Annotated in this window: 18 protein-coding genes and 1 pseudogene; 8 read left to right on the top strand and 11 right to left on the bottom strand. The window is 71.6% G+C overall.

Annotated features, from left to right (window positions below; genetic code table 11):
- The first annotated feature begins 60 nt into the window (after positions 1-60).
- Positions 61-615: a peptide deformylase gene (gene def / locus AC067M_RS23845; RefSeq protein WP_478699035.1), complete on the top strand. Its 555-nt coding sequence runs from the start codon at positions 61-63 to the stop codon at positions 613-615.
- Positions 616-630: 15 nt separating this feature from the next.
- On the opposite strand, the gene AC067M_RS23850 is transcribed toward def, so the two are convergent.
- A complete protein-coding gene (locus AC067M_RS23850) occupies positions 631-1,275 on the bottom strand; it encodes a TetR/AcrR family transcriptional regulator (protein ID WP_478699036.1) in 645 nt (214 codons plus the stop codon).
- Positions 1,276-1,455: 180 nt separating this feature from the next.
- Here AC067M_RS23850 and AC067M_RS23855 point away from each other — a divergent pair, with 180 nt between their 5' ends.
- Positions 1,456-2,682, top strand: coding sequence for an acyl-CoA dehydrogenase family protein (locus tag AC067M_RS23855; protein WP_478699037.1), 1,227 nt, complete (start codon positions 1,456-1,458; stop codon positions 2,680-2,682).
- A 138-nt stretch (positions 2,683-2,820) separates the two neighbouring features.
- Here the strand turns inward: AC067M_RS23855 and AC067M_RS23860 are convergent, their stop codons facing one another.
- The 5 genes from AC067M_RS23860 to AC067M_RS23880 form a co-directional block, all read right to left on the bottom strand.
- Positions 2,821-3,057, bottom strand: coding sequence for a DUF6213 family protein (locus tag AC067M_RS23860; RefSeq protein WP_133931902.1), 237 nt, complete (start codon positions 3,055-3,057; stop codon positions 2,821-2,823).
- A 25-nt stretch (positions 3,058-3,082) separates the two neighbouring features.
- The gene (locus AC067M_RS23865; protein ID WP_478699038.1) at positions 3,083-4,468 is read right to left on the bottom strand and encodes an NADP-dependent succinic semialdehyde dehydrogenase; all 1,386 of its coding nucleotides are present in this window, start codon (positions 4,466-4,468) and stop codon (positions 3,083-3,085) included.
- Positions 4,469-4,732: 264 nt separating this feature from the next.
- Entirely contained in the window at positions 4,733-5,197 is a 465-nt protein-coding gene (locus AC067M_RS23870) for an NUDIX hydrolase (protein WP_478699117.1), read from the bottom strand.
- A gap of 31 nt (positions 5,198-5,228) precedes the next feature.
- On the bottom strand, positions 5,229-6,767 hold the full coding sequence (locus AC067M_RS23875; protein WP_478699039.1) for an ATP-dependent DNA ligase: 1,539 nt from the start codon (positions 6,765-6,767) through the stop codon (positions 5,229-5,231).
- 101 nt (positions 6,768-6,868) lie between these two features.
- Entirely contained in the window at positions 6,869-7,804 is a 936-nt protein-coding gene (locus AC067M_RS23880; RefSeq protein ID WP_478699040.1) for an NAD(P)/FAD-dependent oxidoreductase, read from the bottom strand.
- Between the two features lie 78 nt (positions 7,805-7,882).
- Here AC067M_RS23880 and AC067M_RS23885 point away from each other — a divergent pair, with 78 nt between their 5' ends.
- The 6 genes from AC067M_RS23885 (at position 7,883) to AC067M_RS23910 (ending at position 13,282) form a co-directional block, all read left to right on the top strand.
- Positions 7,883-8,464, top strand: a complete 582-nt coding sequence (locus AC067M_RS23885) for a helix-turn-helix domain-containing protein (RefSeq protein WP_478699041.1) — start codon at positions 7,883-7,885, stop codon at positions 8,462-8,464.
- 139 nt (positions 8,465-8,603) lie between these two features.
- Positions 8,604-9,575, top strand: a complete 972-nt coding sequence (locus AC067M_RS23890) for an NADPH:quinone oxidoreductase family protein (RefSeq protein ID WP_478699042.1) — start codon at positions 8,604-8,606, stop codon at positions 9,573-9,575.
- A complete protein-coding gene (locus AC067M_RS23895) occupies positions 9,572-10,753 on the top strand; it encodes an acyl-CoA dehydrogenase family protein (RefSeq protein WP_478699043.1) in 1,182 nt (393 codons plus the stop codon). The genes AC067M_RS23890 and AC067M_RS23895 overlap by 4 nt, the downstream gene beginning before the upstream one ends.
- Positions 10,750-11,823, top strand: coding sequence for an acyl-CoA dehydrogenase family protein (locus AC067M_RS23900; RefSeq protein ID WP_478699044.1), 1,074 nt, complete (start codon positions 10,750-10,752; stop codon positions 11,821-11,823). Before AC067M_RS23895 ends, AC067M_RS23900 begins: the two co-directional genes overlap by 4 nt.
- A 298-nt stretch (positions 11,824-12,121) precedes the next feature.
- Positions 12,122-12,985, top strand: a complete 864-nt coding sequence (locus AC067M_RS23905) for a phosphatidylinositol-specific phospholipase C/glycerophosphodiester phosphodiesterase family protein (RefSeq protein WP_478699045.1) — start codon at positions 12,122-12,124, stop codon at positions 12,983-12,985.
- Positions 12,986-13,087: 102 nt separating this feature from the next.
- Positions 13,088-13,282 (top strand): hypothetical protein, encoded by a 195-nt coding sequence (locus tag AC067M_RS23910; RefSeq protein WP_478699046.1) that lies wholly within the window; start codon positions 13,088-13,090, stop codon positions 13,280-13,282.
- 3 nt (positions 13,283-13,285) lie between these two features.
- Here the strand turns inward: AC067M_RS23910 and AC067M_RS23915 are convergent, their stop codons facing one another.
- The 5 genes and pseudogenes from AC067M_RS23915 to AC067M_RS23935 all read right to left on the bottom strand — a co-directional run bounded on the left by AC067M_RS23915 (position 13,286) and on the right by AC067M_RS23935 (position 18,544).
- Positions 13,286-14,524, bottom strand: coding sequence for a phosphodiester glycosidase family protein (locus AC067M_RS23915; RefSeq protein WP_478699047.1), 1,239 nt, complete (start codon positions 14,522-14,524; stop codon positions 13,286-13,288).
- A 168-nt stretch (positions 14,525-14,692) separates the two neighbouring features.
- Positions 14,693-15,166 (bottom strand): GNAT family N-acetyltransferase, encoded by a 474-nt coding sequence (locus tag AC067M_RS23920; protein ID WP_478699118.1) that lies wholly within the window; start codon positions 15,164-15,166, stop codon positions 14,693-14,695.
- A gap of 54 nt (positions 15,167-15,220) precedes the next feature.
- A pseudogene (locus AC067M_RS23925) lies at positions 15,221-16,387 on the bottom strand (bifunctional class I SAM-dependent methyltransferase/NUDIX hydrolase); the annotation flags it as partial.
- Between the two features lie 105 nt (positions 16,388-16,492).
- The gene (locus AC067M_RS23930) at positions 16,493-17,623 is read right to left on the bottom strand and encodes a DUF2235 domain-containing protein (RefSeq protein ID WP_478699048.1); all 1,131 of its coding nucleotides are present in this window, start codon (positions 17,621-17,623) and stop codon (positions 16,493-16,495) included.
- A 15-nt stretch (positions 17,624-17,638) separates the two neighbouring features.
- A complete protein-coding gene (locus AC067M_RS23935) occupies positions 17,639-18,544 on the bottom strand; it encodes a DUF6424 family protein (RefSeq protein WP_478699049.1) in 906 nt (301 codons plus the stop codon).
- Positions 18,545-18,555: the final 11 nt, after the last annotated feature.

Genomic DNA, 18,555 nt, shown 5'->3' on the forward strand with positions numbered 1-18,555 from the left:
CGGCACCATCACACGCCCGTACGGCATGCGCGTGTCAGGGAGGACCGTACCCTTGCCGCCATGCGAAACGGCCAGATCCCCGGCGCCCGAGGGCGCGTCCGCCCCCTCATCCTCCTCGGCGGAGCGACCCTGCACGAGCCCTGCCGGGAGGTCACCGACTTCGGCCCCGAACTGGCGGAGCTCGTGGAGGACTTGTTCGCCACCATGTACGCCGCCCACGGCGTGGGCCTGGCCGCCAACCAGATCGGCGAGCCCCTACGGGTCTTCGTCTACGACTGCCCCGACGACGAGGACGTCCGCCACCTGGGGCACGTCGTCAACCCCCGCCTGGTCGAGGCCGACGGAGTCGTCGTACGCGGCCCGGAGGGCTGCCTGTCCCTACCGGGCCTGGAGGCGGGCACGGAGCGTTACGACCACGCGGTGATCGAGGGGTTCACGATGTCGGGGGAGCCGGTGCGGCTCCACGGTACGGGTTGGTTCGCCAGGTGCTTGCAACACGAGTACGACCACGTGGAGGGCAGGATCTACGCCGACCACTTGACGGGCTGGCGCCACCGCAGACTGATGCGCCAGGCCAGGCGAGCTTCCTGGCACGGGGGCACTGTGCCTGCCTAGGGCGTGTGGCTGACGTCAGAACCCGGGGCCGCCCATCTTGTCCCCGGCGGCGGCAAGCCGACCCCACAAGAGGTCCGCAAGACTCCGCACCAACTCCGCCCGAGAACAAGGGCGTTCGCCCAGCCACCAGTCCCCGGCCGCATGCATCATCCCGACGATCCCATGCCCCCACACCCGAGCCAGCTGCTGCCCCCCGGGCCCAAGATCCAGCCGCTCCTCGATGACCTGCGCCAACTCCTCACCCATCCGGCGAAGCAACGGCGCCGAGTGCTTCCCGACGTCGAACCCCTGCTCCCCGGCCTGCCCGCTCTCGGAGGGATGCATCAGAAAGCGGTACACCTGCGGCCGCAGCTCGATCGCCGTGAGGTATGTGTCGAGCGTGGCCTCCACCCGCTCCCGCCGGTCCGCGGGAGCGTCCAGCGCGGCCCGCAGCGAGTCCAGCAACGCGTCCGTGTGCCGTTTGGCCAACGCCGCGTAAAGTCCACCCTTGTCGCCGAAGTGGCGGTAGAGAATGGGCTTGGTGATCCCCGCCTCCGCGGCGATCGCGTTCATCGACGCCTGCGGGCCGTCACGCAGCACCACCCGGTCCGCGGCTTCCAGCAGCTCCCGCCGTCGGCGGTCGGCGGATCGCTGCTGCTCGGTCCGCTGCGTGGTGTCCATGATCTCTCCCCACCCGTGCTGTTTCGATGACGCAAGCGCAAACTAACACCTGTCAGCAGCCTGACATCGAACGGGCTGCCGAGCTGCCCTCGGGAATTGACTTTTCCTACCGACCAGTAACACACTTCTGTTACCGCAAGTAACATGCACGTAGACGCGTGCGCCGCCGCTGGAGGGGACATGGCCGAGTTCACCATGGAGCTCAACGACGAACAGAAGGAGGTCCGGGACTGGCTCCACGGCTTCGCCGCCGATGTGATCCGCCCCGCGGCCGCCGAATGGGACGAGCGTGAGGAGACTCCCTGGCCGGTCATCCAGGAGGCCGCCAAGGTCGGCATCTACTCCCTCGACTTCTACGCCCAGCAGTACTTCGACGCCACCGGTCTCGGCATACCCATGGCCATGGAGGAGCTGTTCTGGGGCGACGCGGGCATCGCCCTCTCCATCGTCGGCACCGGCCTCGCCGCCGTGGGCGTCCTCGCCAACGGCACCGAGGAGCAGATCGGCACCTGGATCCCCCAGATGTACGGCGACGCCAACGATGTCAAGGTCGCCGCGTTCTGCTCCTCCGAACCCGACGCCGGTTCCGACGTCGCCTCCATGCGGACGCGCGCCGTGTACGACGAGGCCAAGGACGAGTGGGTGATCAACGGCACGAAGACGTGGGCGACCAACGGCGGCATCGCCAACGTCCACGTGGTCGTCGCGGTCGTCGACCCCGAGCTCGGCTCCAAGGGCCACGCGTCCTTCATCATCCCGCCGAACACGCCCGGCCTCGCGCAGGGCCAGAAGTTCAAGAAGCACGGCATCCGCGCCTCCCACACCGCCGAGGTCATCCTCGACAACGTGCGCGTCCCCGGCTCCTGCCTGCTCGGCGGCAAGGAGAAGCTGGACGAGCGGCTGGCGCGGGCCCGCGAGCGGGCCAAGGCGGGCGGTGAGCGGGTGAAGAACGCGGCGATGGCGACATTCGAGGCAAGCCGCCCCGCGGTGGGTGCCATGGCGGTGGGTACGGCTCGGGCGGCTTACGAGGTGGCCCTCGACTACGCCAAGACCCGTGAGCAGTTCGGTCGCCCCATCATCGACAACCAGGGCGTCGCCTTCCAGCTCGCCGACATGCGTACGTCGATCGACGCGGCGAGGCTGTTGGTCTGGCGCGCCTCCTGGATGGCCGTCAGCGGCAAGCCGTTCACCGCGGCGGAGGGCTCGATGTCGAAGCTGTTCGCGAGTGAGACGGCGAAGAAGGTGACGGCGCAGGCGATCCAGATTCTCGGCGGCAACGGGTACACGCGGGAGTACCCGGTGGAGCGGATGCACCGGGATGCGGCGATCTACACGATCTTCGAGGGCACGAGTGAGATCCAGCGGTTGGTGATCGCTCGCACGCTGTCGGGGATGCCGATCCGGTAGCGCGTCCGCGGTTTGTCCGTGGCTGATCGCGCAGTTCCCGCGCCCCTTCCGGCGCTTCCACCGCACCTGCCTTCAGGGGTGCGGGGAACTGCGCGACAAGCCACCACGCACCCGTACCCGGCGACGAAACAGCACCCCCTACGGCGCACCCCCGCTGCTGTGCGCGATGCACGCCACATCAATACGATCCGCCAGCTTCGCCAGCTCGATCGTCAACGCGGCGACCGTATCCTCGTCCAGCCCCTCCGCCCCGGCCTCGACAAGATGCAGCCACCGCCCGCCCACCGTGCGGAGCAGCTTGCTCACGTCGGCGGCGGCCACCTGCAAGGTACCGCGGTCGTCGACGATCAGAGGCAGAGTCACTTCGCGGTTCACAGACGGGATCGTAGCCGCGCAAGCCTCACGCTCCGTGCCAAACCGTGGTGATGTTGCAGAACTCCCGGATTCCGTGCCCGGACAGCTCACGGCCGTATCCGGACCTCTTCACACCCCCGAACGGCAGCGCCGGGTGGGAGGCGGTCATGCCGTTGACGAACACGCCGCCCGCCTCCAGGTCCTGGACGAAACGGTCGACCTCGGCCTCGTCGCGGGTCCAGACGTTGGAACTGAGGCCGAACGGGGAGTCGTTGGCGATCAGGATCGCCTCGTCGAGGTCGCCGGCGCGGTAGAGCGTGGCGACGGGGCCGAAGGCCTCCTCGCGGTGGATGCGCATGTCGCGGTTGATGTCGGCGAGGACGGTCGGCGGGTAGTACCAGCCGGGCCCGTCCGGGCGTTCGCCACCGCACAGGACGGTCGCGCCCACGCGCTTGGCGTCGTCGACCAGGTCCTCCAGGTCGGCACGGCCCTGCTCGCTGGAGAGCGGGCCGACCTCCGTGTCCTCCCCCAGGGGGTCGCCGACCTTCAGCGCGTTCATGCGCTCGGTGAAGCGCTCGGCGAAGGCGTCGTAGACGTCCGTGTGCACGATGAACCGCTTCGCGGCGATGCAGGACTGCCCGTTGTTCTGTACGCGCGCGGTCACCGCGACCTCCGCGGCGCGGTCGACGTCGGCGGAGGGCATGACGACGAAGGGGTCACTGCCGCCCAGTTCCAGAACCGTCTTCTTGATCATTTGGCTGGCGGTGGAGGCGACCGCCCGGCCCGCGGGCTCGCTGCCGGTGAGGGTGGCGGCCTTCACTCGCTCGTCGCGCAGGATCTCGTCGACGGCCGAGGAGCCGATGAGCAGGGTCTGGAAACAGCCCTCGGTGAAGCCCGCGCGATGGAAGAGGTCCTCCAGGTAGAGGGCGGTCTGCGGGACGTTGGAGGCGTGCTTGAGCAGGCCCACGTTGCCCGCCATCAGCGCGGGCGCGGCGAAGCGGACCACCTGCCACAGGGGGAAGTTCCACGGCATCACCGCGAGGACCGGGCCCAGCGGGCGGTAGCGGACCAGGGCGCGGGAGGCGCCGGAGTCCTTCACGTCCGCGTCGGCGGGCCGCTCGTCGGCGAGCAGTTCCTCGGCGTGCTCGGCGTACCAGCGCATCGACTTGGCGCACTTGGCGGCCTCGGCGCGGGCCTGCTTGATCGGCTTGCCCATCTCGGTCGTCATGATCCGGGCGATCTCGGACTGGTCCTCGTCCAGCAGCTCGGCCGCCCGGGTGAGCAGACGGGCGCGTTCGGCGAAGCCGGTCGTGCGGTATGTGCGGAACGTGGCCTCCGCGAGCTGGAGCCGGCGTTCCAGCTCCTCCGCGCCCATGGCCTCGTACGTCTTGAGCGTCTCACCGTTCGCCGGGTTCACCGTTGCGATGGGCATGACGGACCTCCCTGAATGCACGCTGTGCTTCGACCTTCCCGCGCGGCGGTGGGGACCGCAACGCGGGGCCATCTGCCTAGGACCTGTCCAGCCGATCACGGCGGAGACGCGGGGTGTGGCACGCACATCTGCGGCGTTGTCGTCGGTCGCCGATGCTCCGCATCGACTCCCTCCTCCGCCTTGCAGCTGCACGCACCACACCCCGCTCACCGGCATCGATGAAGGCGCCGCTGGTTTCCTCCGCCCTGATCGGCCGGACAGGTCCTAGTGCGAGTGCTCAGCCAGGCGGTCGAGAAACGCGGCCTGTGCCTTCACGATCACCTCGCGCGCCCGGTCGAGGCCGAACCACTCCACCCGGTCCAGCTCCGGGAACTCCTGGACCCGTCCCGACTTCGGCGGCCACTCCATCCGGAACGTGCCGGGGACCACGGTCGCCGGGTCCAGGTCGGCCTCGACCGCCCACGCTGTGACGATCTTGCCGTTGGTCTGCCGGACCTCCCCGAGCGGTACGGCCTCACCGTCGGGCGGCGCCAGCCCCAGCTCCTCCTGGAACTCGCGCCGGGCCGCGTCCCAGGCGGGCTCGTCGGGCTCGTACTCGCCCTTCGGCACGGTCCAGGCGCCCGCGTCGCGCCGCGCGAAGAACGGCCCGCCCATGTGGCCGAGCAACACCTGGGTGCCGTCGTCGGTGTGCCGGAACAGCAGCAGCCCCGCGCTGCGTTTTCCCGTCATGTCGGTCACCCATGTACCTCCGTCGTCTCCGTCACGGGCGCACCTCCGGGTGGGCGGCGAACAGCGTCTCCACCGTGTCCGCCTCCTCCGGGCGCTTGTCCTCGCGGTAGCGGACCACGCGGGCGAAGCGCAGGGCGACGCCGGCGGGGTAGCGGGTGGAGCGCTGCAGGCCGTCGTAGGCGATCTCGACGACGAGTTCGGGGCGTACGGTCACCACCCAGCCGTCGTCCTCCACGGCCAGCTCCTGAAGGCGCTCGGTCTGCCAGGTGAGCATCGCGTCGGTCATGCCCTTGAAGGTCTTGCCGAGCATGGCGAAGCCGCCGTCGGCGGTGCGGGCGCCCAGGTGCAGGTTGGAGAGCTTGCCGGTGCGGCGGCCGTGGCCGCGTTCGACGGCCAGGATGACCAGGTCGAGGGTGTGCACGGGCTTGACCTTCAGCCAGGACGCCCCGCGCCGGCCGGCGCTGTAGGCGGCGTCGAGGGCTTTGATCACGACGCCCTCGTGGCCGCGCTCCAGCGTCTCGGCGAGGAACTCCTCCGCCCTGGGGATGTCCTCGGGCCCGTTCACCAGCGCCCTGCGGACCCGCATCGGCTCCGGGACCAGCCGGGCCAGCTCCGCGTGCCGCTCGGCGAACGGCAGGTCGAGCAGGTCGCGGCCGTCGACGGAGAGCGCGTCGAAGAAGACGGGGGAGACGGGGACCGCCTCGGCGGCCGTCGCCACGTCCATGCGTGAGCCCACCCGCCCGGCTGTCTCCTGGAAGGTGCGGGGGCGGCCGCTGTCGTCGAAGGCGATCACCTCGCCGTCCAGGATGAACCGTTCCCCCCTCAACTCCCGTGCCGCCGAGGTCAGTTCCGGAAGGCGGTCGGTGATGTCGTCGAGAGTGCGGGTGTACAGGCGTACGTCGTCGCCCTCCCGGTGCACCTGGACGCGGATCCCGTCCAGCTTCTCCTCGACCGCGCAGGCGCCGAGCTTCTCGACCGCCTCCGCCACCGACGACGCGCTGTGCGCCAGCATCGGCAGCACCGGGCGGCCGACGGTGAGCCGGAACCGCTCCAACGCCGGCGGCCCCTCCCCGAGCAGCGCCCGCGCCACCTCCTGGAGCGATCCGGCGAGCATCACCGCCCGTCGTACGTCCGCCGAGGGCGCCCCGGTCGCCTGCGCCAGCCCCTCCACGGCGACGGCGTCCAGGGCGCCCTGGCGGACCTCGCCGGTGAGCAGACCGAGGAGGAAGCGCTGTTCCTCCTCGGTGGCCAGGCCCATCAACTCCCCGACCAAACGGGCGCGTTCGGCCTGCGAACCGGCGCCGGCGACCTTGCCGAGCTCGGTGAGCCGGGCGTCCACCCCGCGCACGGTCAGCGTAGGTTCCGCGGCCGGTTCGACGGGGCGGCCGAGCACCTTCCAGCCGACGCCGATCCGGCCCTGCGGGAGTCTGCCCGCCAGATACGGGATGACGATCGGCGCGTCGTCGGCGTCCGCGTCCCGGAACAACTCGGCGAGCAGCGCGATCTTGCGGGAGCGCGCCGAGGCGGCGGCGACCTCCCGGGACACCTGGGCGAGCCGGGTCAACAGCATGCAGCCATGGTGCAACGGAGGCGGGCGCTCCACACTCGGACTGTCCACACCCGCACTGACGACACCCGCACCGCTGTGCCGCACCGTCTGTGCCGCACTGTCTACGCCCGCACGGCCGTGTCGAGGTCCGTCATCAGCAGTTCCCCGTTGATCGTGGCTCCGGCCCGGTACCCTCCGGCCGCCGCGTTCACCACCTGCTCGGCGAAGCCCATCGCGTTGCCCGCCGCCCACACCCCGGGCACGGTCGTCAGACCCGTCTCGTCCACCACGGGATACGCCCCGAACGGGGTCTCGCGCAGTTCGGCGCCCAGCCGCTGGAGCAGACCGGTCTGCGGCACGGCACGCGGCGCGACGAACACCACCGCACGCTCATGGGTCGTGCCGTCCGCGAGCCGGACCCCGGTGAGCCGGTCGCCCTCCACCACCAGCTCCGCGGCCTCGCCGGACACCACCTTCACCCCGGCCGCGGCGAGCCTGCGCAGATCGTCGTCCGAGAGCTCCGTCTCGGCGACTTCGTGCAGGAAGAACGTCACGTCGCCGGACCACTGGGACACCATCAGCGCCTGGTGCACGCTCAGCGGCGACGTGGCCAGCACACCGAACGGCTGGTCCCGCACCTCCCAGCCGTGGCAGTACGGGCAGTGCAGCACGTCCCGGCCGTACCGTTCGGCCACGCCCGGGACCGCCGGAAGCTCGTCCTTCAGGCCGGTGGCGACGACGAGGCGCCGGGCGCGTACCGTACGCCCGCTCGCCAGCGCCACGATGAAGTCGCCGTCTCTCGTGACGTCCACCGCCCGGTCCCGGATCAGCTCCACCCCGTACCGGGCGATCTCCTGCCGGCCGAGCGCCAGGAACTCGGCGGGCGGCATGCCGTCCCGGGTCAGAAAGCCCTGCATGTGCGCGGCGGGTGCGTTGCGTGGCTCGCCCGCGTCGACGACCAGGGTCCGGCGCCGGGCCCGGCCCAGGACCAGTGCGGCGGACAGGCCCGCCGCGCCGCCTCCGACGACGACCACTTCGTATTCGTGCCTCTCGGTCATGGTGACCACCTCCTCGGACAAGGTCGCTCGACCACTGCCGTATTGACAAACATGTTTGCCGAAACTGCAATGTGCTCCATGAGTGACGACGGCACGGACGAGGTGCTCGCGGAGGTCGGCCCCCGGTTGCGGCGGATCCGGAAGGAGCGGGGTGCCACGCTCGCCGGGCTGTCGGAGGCGACCGGCATCTCGGTGAGCACGCTCTCGCGGTTGGAGTCCGGCCTGCGCAGGCCCAGCCTGGAGCTCCTGCTGCCGATCGCGCGGGCCCACGAGGTGGCGCTGGACGAGCTGGTGGGCACCCCGCCGGTGCGGGACCCGCGGGTGCGGTCGCAGCCGATCGTGCGGCACGGGCGCACCTACTGGCCGCTCACCCGCCAGCCCGGCGGACTCCAGGCGTTCAAGGTGCTCGTGCCACAGCGGAACGAGGAGCCGGAACCCCGTGCCCACGAGGGGTACGAGTGGCTCTACGTCCTCGCCGGGCGGCTGCGGTTCGTGCTGGGCGAGCACGACGTGGTGCTCACCGCGGGGGAGGTCGCCGAGTTCGACACCCGCGTGCCGCACTGGTTCGGGTCGACGGGGGAGGGGCCGGCGGAGTTCCTCAGCCTGTTCGGGCCGCAGGGGGAGCGGATGCACGTACGGGCGAAGCCCAGGCGGTCGTGACGGGACGCTTCCGTCGTGACTCTTGCGCCGTGACTCTTGCCTCGTGACTTCTCCGTGGCAAGCTGTTCCCTGATCGGCAAGCGACCGCTTAGTATGCGAACGAGGCCGGTCAGACAACGCAGTCCCGTGGAGGCTCCGCATGCAGGCATGGCAGGTGCACGAGAACGGCGAGCCGAGTGAGGTGATGCGCCTGGAGGACGTGGCGCGTCCCGAGCCCGGCGACGGCCAGGTCCTGCTGAGGGTGCGCGCCGCCAACATCAACTTCCCGGACGTGCTGATGTGCCGGGGCCACTACCAGGTCAGGCCCCCGCTGCCGTTCACGCCGGGCGTGGAGATCTGCGGCGAGACCGAGGACGGCCGTCGGGTGATCGCCAACCCCGCGCTGCCGCACGGCGGCTTCGCTGAGTACGCCGTCGCGGACGCGGCGGCTCTGCTTCCCGCCCCCGACTCGCTGGACGACGCCGAGGCGGCCGCCCTGCACATCGGGTACCAGACGGGCTGGTTCGGTCTGCACCGCCGGGCCGGTCTCGAAGCCGGCGAGACACTGCTCGTCCACGCTGCCGCAGGAGGGGTCGGCAGCGCGGCCGTGCAGCTCGGGAAGGCCGCCGGGGCCACCGTCATCGGGGTCGTCGGCGGAGCCGACAAGGCCGCCGTCGCCCGCGAGCTGGGCTGTGACGTGGTCATCGACCGGCGCGCCGAGGACGTCGTCGCGGCGGTGAAGGAGGCCACCGGCGGGCGAGGTGCCGACGTGATCTACGACCCGGTCGGCGGCGAGGCCTACACGCAGTCCACCAAGGTCGTCGCCTTCGAGGGCCGGATCGTGGTCGTGGGCTTCGCGAGCGGGACGATTCCGAACCCGGGGTTGAACCACGCGCTGGTGAAGAACTACGCCATCCTCGGCCTGCACTGGGGCCTGTACAACACCAAGAACCCCAAGCTGGTCCAGCACTGCCACGAGAAGCTCACCGAACTGGCCGCCCGGGGCGCGATCAAGCCGCTGGTGAGCGAGCGCGTGCCGCTGAGCGAGGCGGCGGCCGCGGTCCAGCGGGTCGGCGACGGTGTCACCACCGGCCGGGTCGCCGTCGTGCCGCAGAACGGAGCCGCCGCATGACCGACGCAGCCGAACTCAAGCGCCGTACAGCGGAGTTGCTGGCCGCGCATCCGCCCGCCACGACGGATCGCACGGACTTTCTGAAGGCCCGCTTCGACGCCGGGCTCGCCTGGGTCCACTACCCCGAGGGCCTGGGCGGTGTGGGCGCCCCGCGCTCCCTCCAGGTCGTCGTGGACAGCGAGTTGGAGGCCGCGGGCGCCCCCGACAACGACCCGCGGCGCATCGGCATCGGCCTGGGCATGGCCGCGCCGACGATCCTGAAGTACGGCACAGAGGAGCAGAAGCAGCGCTATCTGCGGCCCCTGTGGGTGGGGGAGGAGGTCTGGTGCCAGCTCTTCAGCGAGCCCGGCGCCGGATCCGACCTCGCCGCGCTGGGCACGCGGGCCGTGCGGGAAGGCGACGAGTGGGTCGTCAACGGGCAGAAGGTGTGGACCTCCAGCGCCCACCTCGCCCGCTGGGCCATCCTCATCGCCCGCACCGACCCGGACGTGCCCAAGCACGCCGGCATCACGTACTTCCTCTGCGACATGACCGACCCGGGCGTCGAGGTGCGGCCGCTGCGCCAGGTCACCGGCGAGGCCGAGTTCAACGAGGTCTTCCTCACGAACGTCCGCATCCCCGACTCCCGCCGCCTCGGCGAGGTCGGTGACGGCTGGCGGGTCGCGCAGACCACGCTGAACAACGAACGCGTCGCCATCGGCGGCATGCGGCTGCCCCGCGAGGGCGGCATGATCGGCCCGGTCTCCAAGACCTGGCGCGAACGCCCCGAGCTGCGCACCCACGACCTCCACCAGCGCCTGCTGAAGCTCTGGGTCGAGGCCGAGGTCGCCCGCCTCACCGCCGAACGCCTGCGCCAGCAGCTCGTCGCCGGTCAGCCCGGCCCCGAGGGCGCCGGCATGAAGCTCGCCTTCGCCCGTCTCAACCAGGAGATCAGCGGCCTGGAGGTCGAACTCCTCGGCGAGGAGGGTCTGTTGTACGACGACTGGACCATGCGGCGCCCGGAACTCGTGGACTTCACCGGTCGCGAGGCCGGATACCGCTATCTGCGCTCCAAGGGCAACAGCATCGAGGGCGGGACCAGCGAGGTCCTGCTGAACATCGTCGCCGAGCGCGTCCTGGGCCTGCCGTCCGAGCCGCGCACCGACAAGGACGTCGCCTGGAAGGACCTCGCCCGATGACCGATCTTCTGTACACGGAGGAGGAAGAGGCCCTCCGCGCCGCCGTCCGCGACCTGCTCACGGACCACTGCGACGCACCGGGCGTGATCGCCCGCACCGAGTCGGACACCCCGCACGACCGCGAGGCGTGGAAGGCCCTGGTCGACGGCATGGGTCTGGCCGGCCTCCTGGTGCCGGAGTCCCGGGGCGGCCAGGGCGCCTCGCACCGCGAAGCGGCCGTCGTCCTGGAGGAGTTGGGCCGAGCGGTCGCCCCCGTGCCCTACCTGACGAGCGCTGTCGTCGCCACCGAGGCGCTGCTCGCCTGCGAGGCCGACGACCTCCTCGCCGACCTGGCATCCGGCCGACGGATCGGCGCCCTCGCTGTCGCGCTGAACGTCGCCCCGGGCGGCGCGTACCAGCTCGTACGACATGAGGACGGGGCCCTGCACGGGGAGTTGACCGGTGTCGCGGACGCGGCCGTCGCCGACGTGCTGCTCGTACCCGCGGACGACGGCGGGCTGTACGCGGTCGAGGCCGACGCCGTGACCGTCACCCCGCAGGTCTCCCTGGACCTGACGCGCCCGCTCGCCACCGTCACCCTCGACGGCACCCCCGGACGCCTGCTGGGCGACGCCGAACCCGCCGTGCGCCGCGCCCTGCGCGCCGGTGCCGGACTGCTCGCCTCCGAGCAGCTCGGCGTCGCCGAGTGGACGCTGACGGAGACCGTGCGCTATCTGAAGGAGCGCAAGCAGTTCAACCGGCCCGTCGGCGGCTTCCAGGCCCTCAAGCACCGGCTCGCCCAGCTCTGGCTGGAGGTCGTCAACCTCCGCGCCGCCGCCCGCAACGCGGCGGACGCGCTGGCCACCGACCAGGACGCGAACGTGGCGGTCGCCGTCGCCCAGGCCTACGCGGCACAGGTCGCCGTCCACACGGCCGAGGAGGCGCTGCAACTGCACGGCGGCATCGGCATGACCTGGGAGCACCCGGTGCACCTGTACCTGAAGCGGGCCAAGGCCGACTCGATCGCCTACGGCACCGCGGGCGCTCACCGCGCCCAACTGGCCGAACTGGTCGACCTCCAGACCCCCTGAAGCGCACCGACGCTCGCCCCCGTTCCCCGGGGAAAGCCCGCCCCACCAGGGGCGGGCTTTTTCGTGTGCCCCTCGCGGAGGCGGTGAACAAGGGGAGACGGTCCGGCCAACTCCTGCCATGAGCGGGTCCTTTGAGGCATTGGGGGCCTGATACTCGCTCAGGGCCTGTCCGGCGGATCAGTTGGGGGAGTGGGCAACCGACGACAACGCGACAGCTGGACGTGCCAAGCCCAGCGTCTGCGGCGTGATCCAAACGACAGGACCCAGGCCCCGTACGGCACTCAAAGGGAGGCAGAGCATGGCCCTCACCACCCGCCGCAGAGCCCTCACCACCCTCGGCGCCGCGCTCGCAGGCGCGGTCGTCCTGCCCGCGTCGGGCGCGCTGGGCAGCGAAAGGCGGCGCCACACCGGCCCGTTGTGGCGCGCCCACGCCCACAACGACTACGAGCACCCCCGCCCCCTCCTCGACGCCCTCGACCACCGCTTCGGCAGCGTAGAGGCCGACATCTACCTGGTCGGCGACCAACTCCTCGTCGCCCACGACCCGGAGGACCTCGACCCCTCCCGCACCCTCGAATCCCTCTACCTCGACCCGCTGGCCGCCCGCGTCAAGGCCAACCACGGCTGGGTGCACCGGGGTTCGCGCAGGCCGCTGCAACTCCTCATCGACATCAAGACCGAAGGCGCCTCGACCTACCGGGAACTCGACCGCCACCTCAGGCGCTACCCGCACCTGTTCACCACGTACGCCCACGGCCGGGTGCACTCCGGCCCGGTCACCGCCGTGATCTCCGGCGACCGCGCGGCCCGTACGCCGATGGAGGCCCAGCGCGTACGCCGCGCCTTCTACGACGGACGCCTCAGCGACCTGGGCAGCGCCGCACCCGCCTCCTTCGTCCCGCTGATCAGCGACAACTGGTCCCTGAACTTCTCCTGGCTGGGCGTCGGCGCCTTCCCGGACGCCGAGCGGGAGAAGCTGCGCGGCATCATCGCAGCCGCCCACGCGCGCGGCCGACGCGTGCGGTTCTGGGCGACGCCCGATCTCGCCGGCCCGGCCCGGGACGCGGTGTGGGGCGAACTGCTCGCGGCCGGCGTCGACCACCTCAACACCGACGACCTGGCGGGACTGGAGGCGTTCCTGGACGCACACCGCCCCGAGTGACACCACTCGATCGGCGGACAGGTCAGCCGCACGTTCAAACCCTCCGCTACGCCACACTTGCGGCCGAACGCCGCGAAGCGGACGTGGCGGAGGAGGTTGACGATGGCCGTTTCCATCTCTGTGGTGCTGTTGCTGCTGGTCCTGGCGGTGATCTTCCTGCGCAACGGTGGGCTGAAGATCTCCCACGCCTTGGTCTGTCTGCTGCTCGGCTTCTATCTGGCGAGCACCAGCGTCGCTCCCACCATCCACAGCGGCGTCACCGCGACCGCCGACCTCGTGAGCAGCCTGCGGCCGTGACGATCACCCGGCGGCGAAGACCCCGATGCCGTTCGCGACGGGACGCTCCGCGCCGCCGGAGGGGTGGTTGCGCACCGAGACGGTGCCCGCGCCGGAGGGCCGGGTGACCAGCGTCGTCGAGCCGCCGCCGTCCAGGTTGAAGGCGTCGACCGCGCCCAGGCCGCGCAGGGCGTCCGCCACTTCGGCGACCGTGAGGCCGCTGCGGTACTCGGGCGCCCCGTCGAGCGCGAACAGCAGCACGCTCCGACCGCCCGCGGTGACACCCACGGCGGTACGCACGGCCGCGGCGGTGGTGTCGAGGCCGGGCAGCGGCTGCCCGCCCCGCAGGACCGGGTAGCCGCCGATGGCGAAGGCGTACGGCGTCGACGCGGTGGACGCCACGAGCCGGTGGCGCACCTGGACCGACTCCCCGGTGAAGAACTTCCGCAGCCGCTGCGCTCCCGCCTCCCGGCCGACGAGCACGGTGGTCCCGGCGGCGATGGCACCGCTGCCGGGTGTGTCGGCGGTGGACACGACCCGGCCGTCCTTGACCGTCACCTCGAAGGTGTCGGTGCTGCACGGCGCGCCCCGGTCGCCGTCCGTACCGCACGTGGGGCGCACCCGGGAGGCGCTGCCCCACTCCGCGGTGAACGCGCCGACGGACCCCACGGGCAGCGCGTACTGGTTGAGCCCGCCCAGGGCGAAATGCCCGTCGGGCGTGGTGACCGATCCGTCGAGAGTCAGCCGGTCCAGCCGGGCGCGATGATCGGTGTCGACACCCAGCACGTCCCGGGTGCTGCTCCCCGACGGCAGCGCGGGCCCGAACCTCTGGCCCGTGGGCACCGCCGCCTTCAGCACATGGCCGTCCGCGATCGCCGGGCCCACGCTCGCGCCGGTCGCCTCGACGCCCGGGTGCTGGGTCTCGGAGATGTTGAAGAAGTCGCCGTTGACACCTCCGAGCGCCTGCTGGGTGTCCGCCAGCCGTGAGACGGTGGCCCGCGCGGCCACCTTCCCCGGGTACAGCAGGCCGAGGCGCACCCGGGAGTCGGTCAGGTCGACGCTCAGTACATGGGCGTGCGTCGGACCCTTGCTCCCCTGGATGTCGAACTCCCGGTAGGCGACGCCGGGCGCGATCCGGGTGCCGCCCTGCGCGGCGCCGGCCGGTGCCGCCCCCGCCAGGGCCGCACCGGCCAGCGTGCCGAGCGCCGTGAGGACCGTGAGTACCGCTCTGCCCGCCGCGAGCCGTTCTTGACGACGCGTCACCGTGCCCCCTGAGGTCTCGTCAACTGTCGCAGGACTCAGGGGAAGTGCATCAGATGAGAAGACCCGAGGGGACAGCCGCGCGGCGGACTGCACAAGAACGGGTGAAAACCGACCGGAAAACACGCGGGCGGCACTGAGCTGATCGGCCGTCAGCGGCCAGTCGACGGCCTAAGGGGAGGGCGCCGCGTAGCAGCGCAGAGAGACGGGCCGGTCCGGGCCCCAGTGCTGATCGACCACGTCCAGCAGCTCCCAGCCCAGCCGCTCGTACAGAGCCGTCGCCGCGGTGTCCGAGGCGACGACGTCCAGCACCGGATGCAGGCCCCGCGTGTACGCCTCACTCGTGGCCCGCTCCAGCAGCGCAGCCCCGATGCCCCGCCCACGCGCCGCGGGCGAGACGAACAGCCGGTTCACCACGCCGGTCGCCCCGGCGTCCGGGTGGCGGGCCTTCCACAGGCCGGGCGCGAGGTCACCCTCGTCACTGTGGGACAGGACGACATGCCCGACTATCCGCCCGTCCTGCTCCGCCACCCACGCCGACAGCAGTGATCGGGGCGTGAGCCAGTCTTCGGGCCGGCCGGGCCAGTTCACCGGATAGCCGCCGTCCTCGTGCACGGCCGCGAGTACGGCGGCGCAGTCGGCCATGTCCTCCGCCGTCCGGGGCCGCACACGCCGGGCCGGGCCGCGGAGCGGCGCGTCCGCGTACGGGGTGAAGTGGGCGGGCGTGTGGTCGATCGGCAGTTCGGGGCGCCAGGCGGTGAGGGCCTGCGCGCTGCACACGAACAGGGCGGGCGGCAGCTGCTCCAGCGGGTACCAGCGCCAGTCGCCGACGCTCTCGCCGGGCTGGTCGGACGGCTCGCCGCGCCAGTCGGTGACGAGGGCGGCCACGGTCACCCGTACGACGTCGTCGACGTGGTCGAGGAGCGTGCCCAGCAGGCGTACGTCGGACGGCTCGGCCCGCAGTCCGGTCTCCTCGCCGAGCTCACGCACGACCGTCTCCTGGATCGTCTCGCCGGGCTCCGCCTTCCCGCCGGGCAGCTCCCAGGTGCCCCGGCGGTGGCGGCCCAGGAGCAGCCCGTGTGGGCCGTGCAGGATGGGGGCCACGCCCAGGGTCGCGTGCGCGACGGGCGCCAGGGAGGTGCGGGGCCGGGAGGAGACACGGGCGGGGCGCCGGGCGCGGAAGACGCGGTAGGAGGCGTGGTTGCCGGGCTCCGGCGCGTCGACGACGTGCACCGACTCGAGCCGCAGCCCGTGCTCGGCGAGCAGGTCCTCCCAGAGTTCCGGCGTGAGCACCCACATCCGCACGGTGTGGTCGCCGCCGTCCGCGAACCGCAGGGTCTCCGGCCGGGGCACCACCTCGGCCGATGGACCGTCGCCCCGCGAGTTGGTGTGCAGCGCGGAGAAGCACAGCGTCCCGCCCGGCGTGAGCGCCGTGGCGAGTGCGGGCAGCAGCCGGCGGGGATCGATGAACGGGACGCCGTTGACGGAGTAGACCACGTCGTACGGCGCCGCCGTCCGCAGATGCTCGACCGCGTCGGCCCGGACGAGGCGCAGCCCCGGCAGCGAGCCGTACCGCGCTCGGGCCCGCTCGTACTGGCTCGGCGAGGCGTCCACCGCGTCCACCGACGCGCCGTACGCCCGCACGAGATGGGCGGCGTGGCGGGCCGTGCCGCAGCCGAGGTCCAGGACACGGCGGCCCGACAGTTCCCCGAGGAGATCGGCGCCCGGTCCGGCGCCCGTGATGCCCCAGTCGATGCGTTCCGCCTCGGCCAGGACCGTGCCGTGTCTCAGGTGGTGGGTACCGTACGCCTCCCAGACACCGGAGTTGACGGACTCCGGGCCGTGCGGATCGCGGGGCTGCGGCATCGACGTACCTCCGGGGCGGGGGCGCGTTCCTTCAACGGCCCGTCAGTGCCCCATGATCGCCCCTCGGCAGCGGGGGATGCCCCGCGATTCGCTGTGGAGGACCGCTCAACCGCCCGCTGTCGGCGTCGGCTTGGTCCAGTCGAGGTCGGCCCACTCCCGCGGCTCCCGCAGGCCGGGGTGGTACTTGGCATCGTGCCGCCGCCGCAGTTGTACGCTCGCGTGCACCCGCGCGCCCTCGGGCACCGGACGCGAGCGCCGGCCCGCGAGGATCCAGAGCGGGCCGTTCTTGTGCAGGGGCGCGTCCGCGAACTCCTCGGTGAGCGTGCAGGCCTCGGCGTAGGCGCCGGGGCGGAAGAGCAGGTCGTCGCAGATGCCGTCGGTGACCCACTTGAGGGTGATGGTCGAGAGCAGCGGCTCGTTGTGGGCGTGCTCGAAGGTGCCGCCGACGTCGGAGTGCACCCCGGCGAACCAGACCTCCTGCGCGGTGCCCTGGAGGGCCGGCGGACGCGGTGTCACCTCGTACTCGCGGTAGGGGCGCCGTTTCTCGTCCAGGGACACGGCGTGGCGGATGCGGGCGGCGTTGGGCAGCTGGTGGGTGTAGGGCCAGCGCAGGTTGCCCAGGCGCAGGATGCCCGCCGCCTTCACGGTGTCCCAGATGCCGAGGTACGCGACCGGAACTGCGTAGCGAGAGACCTGTCTTTCGTGGCCGGCCACCTTCGCGTTGTCCTTCACCACCCTCCACAGCGGCTCGTCGTCGGTGCGCCGGCAGAAGGCGTGCGAGAAGCGCGCCACCTCCTGCATGCTCTTGTCGATGTCCTGGTTGAAGGCGTACTTGGCGACGGCGTACGGGACCAGGTTCTCCGAACCGGGGCGCATCAGGCCCGGCTTGTTCAGCATGCCCACCAGGGCCCGGGCGGTGTAGGCGCCGCGGCTGAAGCCGAAGACGTACACCTCGTCGCCCGGCTGCCAGTGCCGCATCAGGAAGGTGTAGGCCTCGGCGAGATTCGTCTTGAGGCCCGTGCCGAACGCCAGTCCGCTCATGCGGGAGAACCAGCGGCTCGCCGGTCCGCGCGCGGTGGCCGACGACATGGTGCCGACGCCGGGGTCGTAGTACAGGAGTTGCTGTGCGGGGTCGTCCGCGCGCAGCATCTCGTAGAGGCGGACCACATTGGTCGGGTGGCGGGCGCCGACCTGGTTGCCGGTCCCGTCCAGGCAGATGACGATCTTGCGTGCCATGGTCGCGCTCCTTGCCTATTCCTGCCGCCGTCTGCCGCGTCGCGGTCCTCCGTCGTGCTGTGCCCCGTCGGTGAGAGGGCCGGACGCGTCGTGCTGCCCGTCGGGGATCTGCATCTGGAACGCCTCCCGCGCGACACGGCTGTCGGGCGGGAGCACGGCCATCTCCCGCAGCTCCTGTGCCTCGGCCAGGGTGGCCGCGGCCCTGCTGCCCTCAGGGACGTGGAGCAGGCGGACCCGCCCGTCCCCCGAACCCCGTCGGCCCACCGGGGCCACGGCGCCATGGGTGCCGTCGGGCAGGGTCACCCACAGCTTGAAGTCGGCGTAGCGGAAGTAGTCCGCGCCCTTGACCGGCCAGGGGTAGTGGTGTTCGCCGGGGGTCTTGGGCAGGATCCCCTGGTGGTCCCCGTGGTTCAGGGGCACGCACGAATTGAAGAGGGAGTCGGTCCACGCCTCGACTCCGTCGGCGTCCGTGATCGGCGTGCGCAGCAGCTCGCGGGCCTCTTCGTATCCCAGTGCGTCGAGGGCGGGCAGGGTGAGCGGGAAGGCGTCCACGAGTTCGGCCGCGAGGAGGCGCAGCCGGTCGACCTTCTCCGGGTCCGCGCAGAACTGCATGCTCCACTCGATGCCGGCCTTGGCGCGGTACATGCGCCAGCCGTCCCGCCCCTTCACCCACAGGCTGCCGCCGTGGTGCATCTCCCAGTGCTCGGATCCGGTGGGCCGGGGACCGTAGGGCAGGTCCTCGTCGCTCGTTTCGTCGAGGATCTTCTTCACCGTCGCCTTCGCGGCCCGGAAGAACGACGATTCCTTGCGCCTGGGATGTTCGACGAGCTGGATCTTCCAGGGGTGGCTTCCCGAGTGGGTTCCGGCGAGTCGGACGGTGTCGGGCAACCGTGATCTGATGGCGGAAGCGATACGGGTCATGGCGACCTCCT

It is taken from the genome of Streptomyces sp. NPDC043427 (assembly GCF_056436655.1).

Coding starts and splice junctions, on each gene's coding strand:
- def (WP_478699035.1), top strand. CDS start 61: ATGCGAAACGGCCAGATCCCCGGCGCCCGAGGGCGCGTCCGCCCCCTC.
- AC067M_RS23850 (WP_478699036.1), bottom strand. CDS start 1,275: ATGGACACCACGCAGCGGACCGAGCAGCAGCGATCCGCCGACCGCCGA.
- AC067M_RS23855 (WP_478699037.1), top strand. CDS start 1,456: ATGGCCGAGTTCACCATGGAGCTCAACGACGAACAGAAGGAGGTCCGG.
- AC067M_RS23865 (WP_478699038.1), bottom strand. CDS start 4,468: ATGCCCATCGCAACGGTGAACCCGGCGAACGGTGAGACGCTCAAGACG.
- AC067M_RS23870 (WP_478699117.1), bottom strand. CDS start 5,197: ATGACGGGAAAACGCAGCGCGGGGCTGCTGCTGTTCCGGCACACCGAC.
- AC067M_RS23875 (WP_478699039.1), bottom strand. CDS start 6,767: ATGCTGTTGACCCGGCTCGCCCAGGTGTCCCGGGAGGTCGCCGCCGCC.
- AC067M_RS23880 (WP_478699040.1), bottom strand. CDS start 7,804: ATGACCGAGAGGCACGAATACGAAGTGGTCGTCGTCGGAGGCGGCGCG.
- AC067M_RS23885 (WP_478699041.1), top strand. CDS start 7,883: ATGAGTGACGACGGCACGGACGAGGTGCTCGCGGAGGTCGGCCCCCGG.
- AC067M_RS23890 (WP_478699042.1), top strand. CDS start 8,604: ATGCAGGCATGGCAGGTGCACGAGAACGGCGAGCCGAGTGAGGTGATG.
- AC067M_RS23895 (WP_478699043.1), top strand. CDS start 9,572: ATGACCGACGCAGCCGAACTCAAGCGCCGTACAGCGGAGTTGCTGGCC.
- AC067M_RS23900 (WP_478699044.1), top strand. CDS start 10,750: ATGACCGATCTTCTGTACACGGAGGAGGAAGAGGCCCTCCGCGCCGCC.
- AC067M_RS23905 (WP_478699045.1), top strand. CDS start 12,122: ATGGCCCTCACCACCCGCCGCAGAGCCCTCACCACCCTCGGCGCCGCG.
- AC067M_RS23910 (WP_478699046.1), top strand. CDS start 13,088: ATGGCCGTTTCCATCTCTGTGGTGCTGTTGCTGCTGGTCCTGGCGGTG.
- AC067M_RS23920 (WP_478699118.1), bottom strand. CDS start 15,166: ATGGCCGACTGCGCCGCCGTACTCGCGGCCGTGCACGAGGACGGCGGC.
- AC067M_RS23930 (WP_478699048.1), bottom strand. CDS start 17,623: ATGGCACGCAAGATCGTCATCTGCCTGGACGGGACCGGCAACCAGGTC.
- AC067M_RS23935 (WP_478699049.1), bottom strand. CDS start 18,544: ATGACCCGTATCGCTTCCGCCATCAGATCACGGTTGCCCGACACCGTC.